Annotated in this window: 16 protein-coding genes; 11 read left to right on the top strand and 5 right to left on the bottom strand. The window is 63.4% G+C overall.

Annotation, left to right across the window (positions count from 1 at the left end):
- Position 1: 1 nt before the first annotated feature.
- The gene (locus tag BW940_RS16845; RefSeq protein ID WP_076610373.1) at positions 2 to 823 is read right to left on the bottom strand and encodes an enoyl-CoA hydratase/isomerase family protein; all 822 of its coding nucleotides are present in this window, start codon (positions 821 to 823) and stop codon (positions 2 to 4) included.
- Between the two features lie 157 nt (positions 824 to 980).
- Between BW940_RS16845 and BW940_RS16840 the strand changes: the two genes are divergently transcribed.
- Genes BW940_RS16840 through BW940_RS16825 form a run of 4 tightly spaced genes read left to right on the top strand, consistent with a single transcriptional unit; the run spans position 981 to position 4,797 of the window.
- Positions 981 to 2,051, top strand: coding sequence for an ABC transporter substrate-binding protein (locus BW940_RS16840; protein ID WP_235847827.1), 1,071 nt, complete (start codon positions 981 to 983; stop codon positions 2,049 to 2,051).
- Between the two features lie 6 nt (positions 2,052 to 2,057).
- The gene (locus tag BW940_RS16835) at positions 2,058 to 3,158 is read left to right on the top strand and encodes an ABC transporter ATP-binding protein (RefSeq protein WP_076610371.1); all 1,101 of its coding nucleotides are present in this window, start codon (positions 2,058 to 2,060) and stop codon (positions 3,156 to 3,158) included.
- Positions 3,155 to 4,003, top strand: coding sequence for an ABC transporter permease (locus tag BW940_RS16830; protein ID WP_076610370.1), 849 nt, complete (start codon positions 3,155 to 3,157; stop codon positions 4,001 to 4,003). The genes BW940_RS16835 and BW940_RS16830 overlap by 4 nt, the downstream gene beginning before the upstream one ends.
- The gene (locus tag BW940_RS16825) at positions 4,000 to 4,797 is read left to right on the top strand and encodes an ABC transporter permease (RefSeq protein WP_084776799.1); all 798 of its coding nucleotides are present in this window, start codon (positions 4,000 to 4,002) and stop codon (positions 4,795 to 4,797) included. Before BW940_RS16830 ends, BW940_RS16825 begins: the two co-directional genes overlap by 4 nt.
- A gap of 58 nt (positions 4,798 to 4,855) precedes the next feature.
- Here the strand turns inward: BW940_RS16825 and BW940_RS16820 are convergent, their stop codons facing one another.
- A complete protein-coding gene (locus tag BW940_RS16820; RefSeq protein WP_173834905.1) occupies positions 4,856 to 5,539 on the bottom strand; it encodes a cupredoxin domain-containing protein in 684 nt (227 codons plus the stop codon).
- Positions 5,536 to 5,901 (bottom strand): SHOCT domain-containing protein, encoded by a 366-nt coding sequence (locus BW940_RS16815; RefSeq protein ID WP_076610369.1) that lies wholly within the window; start codon positions 5,899 to 5,901, stop codon positions 5,536 to 5,538. The genes BW940_RS16820 and BW940_RS16815 overlap by 4 nt, the downstream gene beginning before the upstream one ends.
- Before the next feature lie 260 nt (positions 5,902 to 6,161).
- On the opposite strand from BW940_RS16815, the gene BW940_RS16810 reads away from it, so the two are divergent.
- The 5 genes from BW940_RS16810 (at position 6,162) to BW940_RS16790 (ending at position 9,512) form a co-directional block, all read left to right on the top strand.
- Positions 6,162 to 6,857, top strand: coding sequence for a phosphatase PAP2 family protein (locus BW940_RS16810; protein WP_076610368.1), 696 nt, complete (start codon positions 6,162 to 6,164; stop codon positions 6,855 to 6,857).
- A gap of 86 nt (positions 6,858 to 6,943) precedes the next feature.
- The gene (locus tag BW940_RS16805) at positions 6,944 to 7,549 is read left to right on the top strand and encodes a GNAT family N-acetyltransferase (protein WP_076610367.1); all 606 of its coding nucleotides are present in this window, start codon (positions 6,944 to 6,946) and stop codon (positions 7,547 to 7,549) included.
- Between the two features lie 119 nt (positions 7,550 to 7,668).
- Positions 7,669 to 8,337 carry a thiamine phosphate synthase gene (thiE, locus tag BW940_RS16800; RefSeq protein ID WP_076610366.1) on the top strand — a complete coding sequence of 223 codons (669 nt, stop codon included), beginning with the start codon at positions 7,669 to 7,671 and terminating at the stop codon, positions 8,335 to 8,337.
- Positions 8,330 to 9,169: a hydroxyethylthiazole kinase gene (thiM, locus tag BW940_RS16795; protein ID WP_076610365.1), complete on the top strand. Its 840-nt coding sequence runs from the start codon at positions 8,330 to 8,332 to the stop codon at positions 9,167 to 9,169. Before thiE ends, thiM begins: the two co-directional genes overlap by 8 nt.
- A gap of 70 nt (positions 9,170 to 9,239) precedes the next feature.
- Entirely contained in the window at positions 9,240 to 9,512 is a 273-nt protein-coding gene (locus BW940_RS16790; RefSeq protein ID WP_076610364.1) for a DUF7553 family protein, read from the top strand.
- A 27-nt stretch (positions 9,513 to 9,539) separates the two neighbouring features.
- Here the strand turns inward: BW940_RS16790 and BW940_RS16785 are convergent, their stop codons facing one another.
- Entirely contained in the window at positions 9,540 to 10,175 is a 636-nt protein-coding gene (locus BW940_RS16785; protein WP_076610363.1) for a rubrerythrin family protein, read from the bottom strand.
- A 179-nt stretch (positions 10,176 to 10,354) separates the two neighbouring features.
- On the opposite strand from BW940_RS16785, the gene BW940_RS16780 reads away from it, so the two are divergent.
- Together BW940_RS16780 and BW940_RS16775 are read left to right on the top strand one after the other, a co-directional pair.
- The gene (locus BW940_RS16780) at positions 10,355 to 11,551 is read left to right on the top strand and encodes a polysaccharide deacetylase family protein (protein WP_076610362.1); all 1,197 of its coding nucleotides are present in this window, start codon (positions 10,355 to 10,357) and stop codon (positions 11,549 to 11,551) included.
- Between the two features lie 65 nt (positions 11,552 to 11,616).
- Positions 11,617 to 12,054 (top strand): DUF2391 family protein, encoded by a 438-nt coding sequence (locus BW940_RS16775; protein WP_076610361.1) that lies wholly within the window; start codon positions 11,617 to 11,619, stop codon positions 12,052 to 12,054.
- A gap of 207 nt (positions 12,055 to 12,261) precedes the next feature.
- Here BW940_RS16775 and BW940_RS16770 read toward each other — a convergent pair whose 3' ends face one another.
- Positions 12,262 to 13,125 (bottom strand): sulfurtransferase, encoded by an 864-nt coding sequence (locus BW940_RS16770; RefSeq protein WP_076610360.1) that lies wholly within the window; start codon positions 13,123 to 13,125, stop codon positions 12,262 to 12,264.
- Positions 13,126 to 13,279 lie beyond the last annotated feature (154 nt).

The following is a 13,279-nucleotide window of genomic DNA, read 5'->3' as shown; positions in this document are numbered from 1 at the left end:
ATTACTGCCCCTCGAAGATCGGCTCGCGGTCCTCGGCGAACGCGTCGACGCCCTCCTGCCAGTCGTCGGTTTCCATGCAGGTGAGTAAGGCGTCGACCTCGGCGGTCAACGCGAGGTCGAGATTATCCGCCCGACGGTTCAGGTGCTCTTTCGCGAACGCGACCGGAATCGGCGCGTTGCCGGTGATTTCGCCAGCGAGGTCGTCGACGGCGTCGTTCAAATCGTCCGGGGGAACGGTCTCGTTGACGAGCCCGATCTCCGAAGCCTCGTTGCCGTCGACGCTGGCGGCGGTGAGCAGCAGTCGCTTCGCCGTTGCAGTCCCGACCCGCTCGGGAAGCCGATAGGTCACGCCCCCGCCGACGTAGGTGCCGATCCCGGCCTCGGGAAACCGCATCTCGGCGTCGTCGGCCATCACAATCAGATCCGCGCTGAGCGCCAGTTCGGCGCCCGCACCGATCGCGTACCCCTGTACCTTCGCGATCACCGGTCGCTCGTGGGTCTGGAGCGCTCGACAGGCCCGCTGGGCGGCCCAGGCGTACTCGCGCTTCTCGCCGGCGGTTCGCTCACGCTCGCCGTGGGCTTTCATATCCGCGCCAACACAGAAGGCCCGGCCGGCCCCTTGGATAACGATGACGCGTGCATCCTCGTCACTCGCTCGTTCGAGTGCACCAAGGACGCCTGCGTACAGTTCCTTCGTGACGGCGTTGAGCCGATCCGGGCGCGTCAGCGTCACGGTGGCGACGTCGCCGTCGACTCGATACTCGACGGCGTCGGTCGCTGTCGGTTCGACAGTGTCCACTCCTCGATCGTCAGTGCAGTCCATATCTGTTCTCGTTCTCCCGTGTCCGTACCGAGAGATGTGCTAATCACAATATCTCCTAATACACTTAGCTATTTCGGAGAGATTACTAAAATTGGCTACAAACTTCGGATTTGGCGGTAGAATTATATATCCCCTTATCATACCAGTTAGCAGACCCATGACTGACCGTAACATGGTAACGCGGCGGACGGCTTTAGCTACGATCGGTGCAGGATCACTCGCAGGTGTTGCAGGCTGTCTCGGTGGCAGCTCGAGTACACTCCGATTTCTCGGATTCGGTGGCAACACGCAGGAGGCCCAGATGGAAATCTTCGAACGCTGGGCCGACGATTCGGAGTACGAAATCGAGGGGACGTCGGCCGGTGGGACCACGGAGATGATCTCGATGATCCAGCAAAACCCCGGCGAGTTCGACATCGTCGCGCTCAACGATACAGGGATGGCGCAGGGACAGGAGGAAGGCGTCCTCGAGCCGATTGATCTCGACGAGGTGTCGAACTACACCGATAACATCCGCGACGGCGCACAGGAGTTGACGTTCCTCGTCGAGGACGGGGAGACGATCGGACTGATCCGAGAGAACGGTGCGACCGGCTACGCATACAACACTGAGCTTGTCGACCGCGAACTCACGTCGTGGGAGGATATCAAAGCCGAGGAGTTCGACGGCGATGTCGCGCTTCTCGACCGAGCAGTCGATCGGTTTTCGAACTGCGCGGTCGCGATCGATGCCGACATCAACGACGCCGCTGATGACGAGGATTTGTTCGAGGACGTGATCGCCGAGGCCGAAGCGCAAAACGAGAACTGCTTTAGCTACTGGTCCGACGGGGCGACGTCGATCCAGTACCTCCGTCAGGAGAACGCGACGGTCTGTGAGGCGTGGGGCGGCCGCGTCCTCGCGCTGCAGGAGGACGGCTACGACCACATCGAGTACGTCATGCCCGAGGAGGGAGCGATGGCCTGGACCGACACGCTCGCGATCGTCGACGGCACTGAGAACCGTGAGACTGTCCACGAACTGTTAAATGTCACCTACGAACGCGAGAACTTGCTCGATATGTCGGAGATGATGAATTACACGATACAGGTCGAGGATCCGCCCGAGGAGATGACCGACCTCCCGGACTACGCGCCCGTCGAGGATCTCGCCTTCCGCGACTGGTCGAAGATCCTCCCGCTGCAAGACGACTGGTCCGAACGGTTCCAGGAAGTCAAACAGAGTTAACCAACAATGCTCGAAGTCACCGGACTCACGAAGTACTACGGAGAGTTGCTCGCCGTCGACGACGTCAGTTTCCGAATCGACGAGGGCGACTTCGTCACACTTCTCGGGCCATCTGGCTGTGGCAAGACGACGCTGTTGCATATGATCGCCGGACTTCGGGAGCCAACCGACGGCCAAGTCAAACTCCGCGGCGATGACGTCACCGACCTGGCACCCGAGGACCGAAACATCGGCATGGCGTTCCAAAGTACGGCACTGTTCCCCCATATGACGGTTCGAGAAAACATCGCCTACGGCCTTCGAATGCACGACTACGATGCCGAGGAGCGCGATGCGCAGGTCCAGGAGTTCTTGGAACTCGTCGATCTTCCCGACCACGGCGATCATCGCCCGGACGAACTCTCAGGTGGGCAGCAACAACGCGTCTCGCTCGCTCGAGCGCTCGCATACGAACCCGACATCCTGTTGTTAGACGAGCCGCTGACGGGACTGGACCGCGTCCTTCGTGAGGAGATGCGCGAGTGGCTCATGACGCTGCAGCGCGAACTCGGCGTCACCTCGCTGTACGTTACCCACGACCAGGAGGACGCGCTCTCGATGTCGGACAAGGTGATCGTCCTCGACGACGGACGGAAACAGCAGGCCGCCCATCCCGAGACGCTCTACGAGGAGCCAGCCAACGAGTTCGTCGCCACCTTCGTCGGGAAATCCACCACGTTCGGGGGCACGGTCACGACCGTCGACGAGCAGCCGGTCGTCGAGACCGAGACGACCCGCGTCACTATCACCGGCGACCACGGTGACAGCGAGAACGTCAGCCTATTCGTTCGTCCAGAAGACGTCGACCTCGAACCCGTCTCGGCGACCGCCGACGGCGGCACGACAGTTTCACAAACAGGATCGACGACACCGACCGCAGCAGCGACCGCCGACAACGCGTTCCTCGGCACCGTCGAAAAGGTTTCCAACCTCGGCAATCGGACCGAGGTCACCGTTACACTCGAGAGCGGCGAAACGGCGCTGGCGAACACCCCCCGATTCCCGGACATCACCGTCGGTGACGAGGTGACCGTGACGTTCGACCCCGAGTCGGTGGTCGTGGTATGAGCGTCGTCGTCGAACGAAGTCCGATCCCCAACTGGCTCACCGAGCGCATCAGTAATCGCCATCTCGTGGCAATCGGCATCGGCTGGGTCACGCTCTTTTTCGTGTTTCCGATCCTGTTTCTGGTCGTCGAGAGCCTCAACTTCGGCGATGGCAGCCTCTTTGAGGCCTACCACCGGGCGACCGGCGGCGTCTACGTCAGTGCGTTCGTTCGGTCGTTCATCTACGGGTTTGTGACGACTGTGCTCACGCTCGTGTTCGCGTACGTGCTCGCGTACTACCTCGCGTTCGCGAGCAAGCGCGTTCGACTCCTGTTGACGCTGGTCGTCGTCCCGCTGTGGATCGCCTACATCATCCGCTACTTCGGCTTGATGTTGTTTTTCTCACCGACGGGACCGCTCGCACAGGTCACTGGCCTCGAGATCGACCTGCTGTTTACGTCGACAGCCGTCGTTCTCGGGTTGACCAATGCGTACCTTCCTTTCGCCGTGTTGCCGATCTACAACTCACTGAACGCGATCCACCACGAGACAATCAACGCATCTCGGGTACTCGGCGCCGGGCAGTTCCGGACGATCCGCGAAGTTGTGCTTCCGTTATCCATGCCGGGAATCATCGCTGCAGGTGTCATCGTGTTCATCCTCGCAACCGGGTCGTTCCTCGGGCCTGCAGTTCTCGGTGGACCGAACCAATCGATGATCGCAAACGAGATCGCACGCACGTTCCTCGAGGCGTACAACATCCAGCTGGCATCGGCGCTGGCGGTGATCTACACCGTCTTGCTCGTCGCGTTTATCGCGGCGTTCAACGCCGTCTTCAACCTCCAGGAGGCGCTCGGTAACCTATGAGCGTGACCTCCTCGATCCGTCGGGCCAGTCTGGTACGACAGGGCACGTTGCTGTTCGTCCTGTTGCTCATCTATGCGTTCTTGCTCGTGCCGGTGGCGATCGTCGTCCTCACGTCTTTTACCGGGCAGACGTTCCCAGCGATCCCCTATGACGGCATCAGCCTCCAGTGGTACACGGAGTTACTGACCGACAGTCAGCTTCTGGGCGCGCTGGTGACGAGTTTTATCGTCGCGACAGCAGCGTCGCTGCTGGCCGTCGCGTTCGGGACGGCAGCCGCCGTCGGCTTCGTTCGAGCCGAGTTCCCGTACAAACAGCAGCTCTCGACGGTCATGCTGTTGCCGATGATCATCTCGCCCGTCATCACCGGGATCGCACTGATCCGCTACTTCGGGATGGTCAACGTCTCGAGTGGCTACCCGGCGCTGATTGTCGGCCACTCGATTCTGACGGTGCCGTACGTCTTCTTGCTCGTCCGGTCACAGCTGGTAACATTCGATGAAGACCTAGAGCAGGCCTCTCGCGTGCTCGGCGCCGATTCGACAGTGACGTTTCTGAACGTCACCGCGCCAATCATTTCGCCGGCGCTGCTGGCGGGCTTTTTTGTCGCCTTTGTCGTCTCTTTCGGTGAGTTCACCGCGACGCAGTTTCTCATCTCCCCGGGCTCGAGTACCGTCCCGGTCGAGATTTACACCATGTTGCGGACCGGATTGACGCCGACGATCAACGCGCTCTCGACGGTCCTCGTCGTCATCATGGTCGTGGCGGCGCTTCTCAGCCGCTACTTCGAGCGCTAACCACTCTCTTTTGTTCTGGACGGTCCGACGAACGCAGTTCGAGGTCGACTGGCCGTGTTCAGTGATCGTCGTCGTGCTCGAGCGCCGTCCGCGTTCGCTCGTTGAATCCCTCGAGTTCGTCTCGAACGGCCTCAGGTAGTTCGGCTGCGGGTGTTCGGAGAGCGGGCTGTGCGTCAGAGTCAAGGTCCGGCCAGCCGACGATCACGCGACCGACCATGCCCGTCGATTCGTGCGTCGGGTGATAGCCGGAGGGCCCCTGCCCGCGCTCCGGTCCATGACCGTGTTCGACGACCGTACAGACGTAGTCGTAGACACCCACCTCTTCGAACGTTCGCTCGAACGTTTCGCCCTCGGTTCGAAGGAGCTCACTCGCCCAGGGCTGGGCGCCGTCGGGGAGCCGTCGCTCGCTCGCCGACGGGAGCAATTCGGCGTTGTCCGGATGGTAGGCGACCGTATCGTGCGCGCCGCTCTCGAGCGTCCACGTTACCGTCCTGCCCTCCTCGATGTGAACCACGTGCGGAGCGAAGTGGTGCGTGTCGTCGTCCGATTCCATCGTCACGTCGATCCGTGCCTCCGGATGGCCGAGTTCGTGATCGGTATCGTGGTCGTGGTCGCCGCTCGAGTCGTCGCCCGCGTCGGTCGGTTGGGGGTCGTTGCTTTCGAGACAGCCCGCGAAACCGGTCGCGAGCGCGCTGCCGGTGGCTGCGAGTGTCCGTCGCCGAGTTGTGGTGTAAGTCGTCATTGGGACTCATCTCGCGTCTGGAGTCGCCGTCGCCGTTCTTTGAACTCCTCGTCAGAGAGGTCGCCACGGGCGTACGCCAGCCGCAGCTCCTCGAGTGCGGCGTCGGTTTCGCGGCCGGTTGGGCCACGAAGTGCGCGGGACAGCAGGTATCCGAGGCCGATCACGACGGCTAAAAACACGAGCCACATCACGAGCCACGGCCACGGTGTTCCCGTGCCACCCCACATCCCACCGTCCCACATGTGTCCCCAGCCCCACATCCCCATCATCGGCATCATGAATGCCATCATGAGCAGCGGAACGAGGACGACCAGAGCGATGATCAGTAGCAGGCTCCGGAGAAGCGTGTTTTCGGTAGACATACGAATTCGTTCTCTCGGAAGCAGTATAAAATACCAGTCCGGTTCCCGGCACGGAATCTCACACTGGCGCTCTCGATGTCTCGGTTCCCTATAGTAACAACTGAAACGATTTACAGACGCATCGAACAGCCGTCGTTCGATGCAGACGTGAAAGGCGCCGGCGACCCCGATCGCGGAGTTCTCCGCTCGTGTCGACGAGGACTGGACCGAGGCGCGCGACGAGCCGACATCCATTAGTGACTCGTCCCAGTAGGACCGATATGTCCCGTGGTCTCGGCGTGGTCGGCCAGATCCAGGAGCTGATCCCCGACTGGGCCGCGATTCTCGTCGCGCTCGTGACCCAGCTGGGTGATGCCTGGTTTTTCGTCGTCCTCGTCGGTGGGCTCTACTGGGTTTACGCGGACGAACGCGAGGACGCGACTGTCGTTGCCGGGCTGGCGCTGGCCGGGTATGGGCTGATCACGACACTGAAACACGTTTTCGCGCTGCCGCGGCCGGAGCAACCGCTCGTCGCCCTCGAGTCGCTGCCCGCGTTGCTCCAGCCGCTGTACGAAGTGACGGCGATGGCCAGCAGCTATGGCTTTCCGAGCGGCCACGCGCTCATGACGACGGTCGTCTACGGCAGCCTCGCTCGGCGGCTCTCGATCGGAACGCCGCGTCGTCGATTGCTCGCCGCGGTGACCGTGGTTACGGCCGTCTGCCTCTCTCGAGTCGCGCTGGGGGTGCACTACCTCGTCGACGTCGTCGCCGGCGTCGGTGTCGGACTCGCCTTCCTGTTCGTGGTCGAACGACTGCTCGCTCGCTACCCGACCAGACAGCGACCGATCGCGTTTTCGCTCGCGGTCGTCCTGAGCGTCGTGGCACTCGTCACGAGTAACGCCGATCCGGATGCCGTGTTGCTCCTCGCCGGTTCGGTCGGCGTCTTCGGCGGCTGGCACTTCGCCCGAGCCACGTAAGACGCCCTCGAGTCTCCCCGCACTGACCTGCACTGTGTGCGTCGAGTCCCGCGTGCTTATTATCGGCCACTGGCTGTCACAGGGGTATGGACGCTGCCCCGCAGATTCGACTCGCGACTCCGGAAGACGCCGCCGCGGTTCGTGACATCTACGCCCCGTTCTGTGAATCGACGGCCGTCACCTTCGAAGAAACCGCCCCGACCGCGGCCGAACTGGCCGCCCGTATCGACTCGACGCTCGAGCGCTACCCCTGGCTCGTCTGTGTCCGTGACAGCGCGGTCGTCGGCTACGCCTACGCCGGCCCGTTGCGAAAGCGCCGTGCCTACCAGTGGGTCGTCGAACTCTCCGTCTACGTCGCCGACGACGCCCGCCGGTCGGGTGTCGGCCGGGCGCTGTACGAGTCGTTGTTCGCGATCCTCGAGCGCCAGGGTTACTGCGATGCCTACGCCGTGACGACGCTGCCGAACCCCGCGACGGTTCGATTCCACGAACAACTCGGGTTCGAATGCGTCGCCGACTTTCCGGCGATGGGCTACACGCAAGACGCGTGGCACGACGTCGCCTGGTGGCGGCGGTCGATCGCCGAGAAGACGTCCGATCCGGAACCGCCGACGCCGTTGCCGGTCGCTCGAGACGCGTCCGACTGGGACGGACTGGTTCAGGCTGGGGTGGATGCTCTCGAGATATCGTAGGTCGTCTGGGGAGTGCAGTACTGACTGTTCCGCTGGGCGGGCGCGATACCGATTCTTCCGCTCGAGCGTGCGCCGCCGTTCAGTAGGGACTATGGTCTCTCAGAGCCGTTGTTGTGCGTATGCCTCCCACGGAGTACGGAACCTACCTCGTCACGCAGGCGTCGCTGTCGGCCGGTCGGGAGACGACCGAGATCGTCCGGACGGCGATCGACGGCGGTATCGACGCCGTTCAGCTTCGAGAGAAGGGGACCGATGCCCGCTGGCGCTACGACCTCGGCCTCGAGGTGCGCGAGCTGACCGCCGAGGCGGGCGTCGATCTGCTCGTCAACGATCGCGTCGACATCGCCCAGGCGATCGACGCCGACGGCGTCCATCTCGGGCAGTCCGATCTGCCCGTCGCGGTGGCGCGGGACCTGCTCGGCCCCGAAGCCGTGCTCGGCTGTTCGGCCTCGACAGTCGACGAGGCGACGCAGGCCGAAGCCGACGGCGCGGACTATCTCGGCATCGGCTCCATCTACGGGACGACGTCGAAAGACGTCGAGGCTGACAGAGCCAGCGTCGGCCCCGAACGGATCGCCGAAATCTCGACTGCGGTGTCGATCCCGTTCGTCGGCATCGGTGGCATAACGGCCGGAAACGCCGGTCCGGTCGTCGAGGCCGGTGCAGCAGGCGTGGCCGTCGTCTCCGAGATCACTGCCGCGGAGGACCCGCGCACTGCGACCGAGTCGCTCGTGTCGGCCGTCGAAACTGCGAAGGGCATGGGAGACACACCCCCACACGATGACTAACTCGCTCCCGACCGATGTCTCCGGTGGCGACCTCGCGGCGTCGCTCGAGGCGATCGGCGAGACGACGCCGCTCGTCCAGCATCTGACCAACACCGTGACGATGAACGACGTCGCGAACCTGACCCTCCACTGGAACGCGCTCCCGGTGATGGCCGACTCGCCGGGCGATGCGGGCGAGATGGCCGCCGGTGCGGCCGCGCTCCTGTTCAACACCGGGCAGGTCCCCGAGGGGAAAGTCGAGGCTATGCACGAGGCCGGCGCGACCGCGGCTGACCGCGAGATTCCCATCGTCCTCGATCCTGTCGGCGTCGGTGCGACGCCGACCCGAAAAGCGGTCGCCGAAGCGCTCCTCGAGGACCTCGAGTTTTCGATCATCAAGGGCAACTACGGCGAGATCAGCGCGCTCGCGGGTGTCGAAGCCGAGGTTCGCGGCGTCGAATCCGTCGGCGAGTACGCAGAGATCGAAGACGCAGCCCAGTCGCTTGCTGATGCGACCGGCACGACGGTCGTCGCGAGCGGCGTCTCAGACGTCATTGCCACTGGTGACGAGGCGGTCCGTGTCACGGCTGGCCACGAACGGCTTTCCGAGGTCGTCGGGACCGGTTGTATGCTCGGCGCGACGCTTGCGACGTTCCGCGGCGCGCTGGAAGACGCCACCACGGCCGCCGTTCACGGCACGCTCGCGTTCGGGATCGCCGGAGAGCGCGCGGCCGAGACGGCCCACAACGGACCTGAAAGCTACCGCACGAACTTCCACGACGCCGTCGCCGGGCTCTTGCCGGCTGCCGTCGCCGACCTCGATCTCGAGGATCGGATCGAACGCGTCGACTGAGACGGTCTGCTGTCTCGGCTCGTTCTACCATGTGTGAAATCGTTTTATCATCGGCTGGTGAACGTCACGTATGGCTCGAGAAAACCTTGCAGACGCCGCCGAAACACTACAGGACGCCGCCGACGCCGCGGCCGAGGACGACGTCCGCGACCGCCTCGAAAAGCAGTCGGATCAGCTTGCAACGTTGGCCGAGGCCGATCGCGGGCCGGACCACGGCACGCTTGCTCGCCACGAACACATCCTCACCGAGGTCGCGGACGACGCGGGTGGCGACGTCGCGACCCACGTCGAGGACGCTCTCGAGTCGGTTCGGGCGTTCCGCGAGACAGTCGAGGGCGTCTAGTAACTCGGGAAAACGGAGTCGACCCGATCAGCAGACGGGTTTCGGATTCGCGCCCATCGCCTCGAGGTTCGCGACGTACTCGTCGTAGGCGGCCTCGATCGCGCCCGCCGCGGCCGTCTGCGCGCGCTCGTAGTCGTCGTCGGTCTCACAGACGTCTTCGAGGAGGTCCCCCGCGCGCTCGAGTTGGTCGTCTAGCTCCGTGCCGAACTCCCGGAAGACGCCGGCTGTCTGGGGGTCGGCGTCGCCGACGAAGTAGCCGACGACCTGTTCTTTCGAGCGCTTGCTCGCGAGGATGCGGCCAATAAAGGCCCCGGTGCGCTCGACCGTCGACTCAAGGCCACGCAGGTACTCGTGGAGGTTTGGCACGTCGCTTGGGTCGTACTCCTCAACGCCGAGGTGGTCGAGGACGGTCTCGTAGTGGCCTCGTTCCTCCGTTGCCGTGGTGTCGAAGACGTCGCGAGCGCCGTCGTGGTCGTCGCTGTCGGCCCACTGTGCGAACGTCTGCCAGGCTGCGTGTTCGGCGTTGGCGGTCGCCCGGAGGACGGGTTCGGTGTCGATATCGCCGCCAGTGTCGGCATACAGCGACTTCGAGGATCCGAGTCGTGAAAGTGCAGTCTGGTTGTCGTCCCGTACAGCCTCGACGAACGCCTCGGAATCGGTCATATCGGGTTCTTCGGCCGGCCTCGAGTTAGGTCTGTCGCGACGAGCAGCTTCGTTTCCGAGGAGACGTGGGGCAGGATACTAGCCTGTCAATACGCTTGTGGATAGGCCCCGGTTACCCACTCGAGGAGAACCGTCAATAGAGCATAACAATCACCGTAAGCCGAGTGCTATCGATCGGAATGAAACGACGTGTGTATCTCACGACGGCCGCTGCGGCGATGGTGGCTGGCTGTTCTGCATTGAGTGATTCGGAAACCGCGGGCGAAGACGGTGATGGCGACGACGGGTCGTCGGACGCGGTCGATGAAGAACTGGGCTCGTTCGACGAGTTCGAGGATCTCTCGCAGTGGACGGTGATGGAAGGCTCGCTCACTGCCGATCAAGAGCGGATGTACGTCGGCTCTCAGTCCGCTCGGATGGAGGCCGCCGAGTCCGACGAGCGTATTATGATCAAACGGGAGTTCGAAACGCCACGAAATCTCTCGGATGGCTATCCTGCGTTGGCATTCGCGAGCGACCACACGGTCAACCCGACCGTCCAGCTCACGGACACCGACGGTGACCGACTGTTGCTTCGGTGTGCAGTCAACGCGGACGGGCCGTTCGTCCACCGTGATCTCGGGGTCATCGAACGGGTCGGCGAACCCGACCTGAGTTCGGTCGCCCACACCAAAATCTCCGTCTGGGCCGGCGACCGCGAACTCTCGTTGTGGTGTGACGACTATCGCCTCGTCGGTCGCCCCGACACCGGTCGCGTCCTGTTGCAGTTCCCCGGCGGCCACGAGACGGTCGCGAGCGAAGCGGCCTCGATCCTCGCGGAACACGACTACCCCGCGACGGTGTTCGTCAACACCGACTACGTGGATGGCGAGGATCGACTCTCGGTGGACGACCTCGAGTCCTTGCAAGACGACGGGTGGACGATCGGCAGTCAGGGTGCTGACAACGCCCCGCTTACGGACCGGGATGTGTCTGGACAGGAAGAGCAGCTCAGCAGCGCCGTCTCGTGGCTCGACGACCACGGCTTCGACAGCGCCTACTTTTCCTACCCACTCGACGGCTACGACGAGTCTGCACTCGAGCTCGTCGACGAGTACCACGACCTCGGCTTCGTCGGCGGCTTTGCGGGCCACGGCTACCTCACCAACGCGGCGCTTGCACCGCGGGCCGCTAGCCCGGACGCCGACGAGGTGACCACGCTGCTGGACCTGACCGCCGAATACAACACGATCACGTCGCTGTCCTACGAGACTCTGGATGGTGGCACGCTCACGGCCTTCGAGGCGGCCGTCTCGAAGATCTCGGAACTCGAGTCCGAGGGCGAACTCGAGGTCGTCTCGCCGAGTGACGTCGCGTCGGACAACATCGCCGAGTAGCGTCGTTCGTCGCTGGTATCGTCAGTACCGGTCGTTATTTCACCGGCGGATGGATACCCCTCAGCATGAAATTCCGCCGTCCACAGCGGTTCCGACCGGCCGATTCTGCACAGCAGATTGTCGGTGGCTTCCTGCTTGCGGGGCCGTTCGTCGTGACCGAGGAGGTCTGGGTGCTCGCAGAGAATATGAGTCTTTTTCACGCAACGGCGACGATCTGCGTCGTCGCCGCGATCGGCTATGCGGCCCTGTATAAGGCCGATACGACACGTGATCCGGACGTCGAGCGAGAGGTTGCTGGCATCCCCATCAGGTTCATTTCGCTGCTGTGTGTCTCGTTCGGGGCGGTGCTCATCCTCGCGCTCCTGTTCGACGCTCCCGACACGTTTCTCGAGACCGACCAACTGAGCGCCGACGGGTTGTTGGTCACGTTCAAAGCCGTCAGCGTCGGCTCGGTGTTCAGCATCGTGGGCGCGGCGACGGCCGATAGCATCTTTTCGAAGTAGTCGGGCCTGCGCGTCGCTCGAGTACGACTATCCAAAAACGAAGGGTGATGGCACTGCTTGCAGGCGCTCGGTTGCGTCGTCGGCCTCGCCTTGCTCTACGGCTCACTCCGTTTGCCGTTTCGCCTCGAGGGCGACTCCTTTCAGTCGTCGCCCTCGCCTTGCTCGCGGGCTACACCCGCTCGCTTTTCGAGGCCTCGGTCGCTTTGCTCACTCGCCCTCGCCTGTCTCAATCGGCGCGTTGACGAGGTTCCCCCACTCGGTCCAGGAGCCGTCGTAGTTGACGGTGTCCTCGTAGCCGAGCAGTTCGTGCAGGGCGAACCAGGCGACCGACGAGCGCTCGCCGATGCGGCAGTAGGCGACGGTCGTCTCGTCGCCGTCGATGCCCTCCTCAGCGTAGAGTTCCTCGAGTTCCTCACGGGACTTGAAGATGCCGTCGTCGTCGGTCACGGCGGCCCACGAGATGTTCTTCGCGCCGGGAATGTGGCCGCCGCGCTGGGCGGTCTCCTGGAGGCCTGGCGGGGCGAGAATCTCGCCGCTGTACTCTTCGGGCGAGCGAACGTCGACGAGTGGGACGCCGCGATCGATTGCCTTCTCGACGTCCTCACGGTAAGCACGGATGCTCTCGCGTGGGCCGGCGGCGTCGTACTCGACGGCCGAGAACTCGGGTTCCTCGTCGGTCGTCGGGTAGTCGTGTTCGAGCCAGTACTCGCGGCCACCATCGAGCAGATAGACCTCGTCGTGGCCGTAGTACTTGAACTGCCAGTAGGTGTAGGCGGCGAACCAGTTGGCGTTGTCGCCGTAGAGGACGACCGTCGAGTCCTCGCTGATGCCGTGACTCCCGAGCAGGTCCTCGAAGTCTTCCTTGGTGAGGACGTCTCGCGTCGTCTGGTCTTGCAGCTGGGTTTCCCAGTTGAACCCAACCGCGCCGGGGGCGTGGGCCTCCTCGTAGGCTTCCGTGTCGACGTCGACTTCGACGAGTCGATACGCTGGATCGTCGGCCTGGAACTCCTCGAGATGGTCTTCGACCCAGTCGGCGGTGACGAGTACGTCGTTGGCGTAGTCTGTTGCCATACACGATCCAACGGCTGCCAGGGTCATAGGGCCATTCCAACCGGTCAATTCGGACGCCGGTCAATCGTTCCGGTGACTGTTGCCGCTATGTTTCGCGAGCGGAGATAACGCGATCCAGCATGGCGTATGCCGACCGGCAAAACGGATGCACAGC

This window comes from Natronorubrum thiooxidans, assembly GCF_900156475.1.
Lineage (GTDB): Archaea > Halobacteriota > Halobacteria > Halobacteriales > Natrialbaceae > Natronorubrum > Natronorubrum thiooxidans.
Note: the sequence above shows the minus strand (reverse complement) of the source record. Positions and strands in the feature narration are given on the sequence as shown.

Excerpts from the sequence above, each read along its gene's own strand:
- BW940_RS16845 (WP_076610373.1), bottom strand. The coding sequence starts at position 823 with ATGGACTGCACTGACGATCGAGGAGTGGACACTGTCGAACCGACAGCG.
- BW940_RS16840 (WP_235847827.1), top strand. The coding sequence starts at position 981 with ATGACTGACCGTAACATGGTAACGCGGCGGACGGCTTTAGCTACGATC.
- BW940_RS16835 (WP_076610371.1), top strand. The coding sequence starts at position 2,058 with ATGCTCGAAGTCACCGGACTCACGAAGTACTACGGAGAGTTGCTCGCC.
- BW940_RS16830 (WP_076610370.1), top strand. The coding sequence starts at position 3,155 with ATGAGCGTCGTCGTCGAACGAAGTCCGATCCCCAACTGGCTCACCGAG.
- BW940_RS16825 (WP_084776799.1), top strand. The coding sequence starts at position 4,000 with ATGAGCGTGACCTCCTCGATCCGTCGGGCCAGTCTGGTACGACAGGGC.
- BW940_RS16820 (WP_173834905.1), bottom strand. The coding sequence starts at position 5,539 with ATGACGACTTACACCACAACTCGGCGACGGACACTCGCAGCCACCGGC.
- BW940_RS16815 (WP_076610369.1), bottom strand. The coding sequence starts at position 5,901 with ATGTCTACCGAAAACACGCTTCTCCGGAGCCTGCTACTGATCATCGCT.
- BW940_RS16810 (WP_076610368.1), top strand. The coding sequence starts at position 6,162 with ATGTCCCGTGGTCTCGGCGTGGTCGGCCAGATCCAGGAGCTGATCCCC.
- BW940_RS16805 (WP_076610367.1), top strand. The coding sequence starts at position 6,944 with ATGGACGCTGCCCCGCAGATTCGACTCGCGACTCCGGAAGACGCCGCC.
- thiE (WP_076610366.1), top strand. The coding sequence starts at position 7,669 with ATGCCTCCCACGGAGTACGGAACCTACCTCGTCACGCAGGCGTCGCTG.
- thiM (WP_076610365.1), top strand. The coding sequence starts at position 8,330 with ATGACTAACTCGCTCCCGACCGATGTCTCCGGTGGCGACCTCGCGGCG.
- BW940_RS16790 (WP_076610364.1), top strand. The coding sequence starts at position 9,240 with ATGGCTCGAGAAAACCTTGCAGACGCCGCCGAAACACTACAGGACGCC.
- BW940_RS16785 (WP_076610363.1), bottom strand. The coding sequence starts at position 10,175 with ATGACCGATTCCGAGGCGTTCGTCGAGGCTGTACGGGACGACAACCAG.
- BW940_RS16780 (WP_076610362.1), top strand. The coding sequence starts at position 10,355 with ATGAAACGACGTGTGTATCTCACGACGGCCGCTGCGGCGATGGTGGCT.
- BW940_RS16775 (WP_076610361.1), top strand. The coding sequence starts at position 11,617 with ATGAAATTCCGCCGTCCACAGCGGTTCCGACCGGCCGATTCTGCACAG.
- BW940_RS16770 (WP_076610360.1), bottom strand. The coding sequence starts at position 13,125 with ATGGCAACAGACTACGCCAACGACGTACTCGTCACCGCCGACTGGGTC.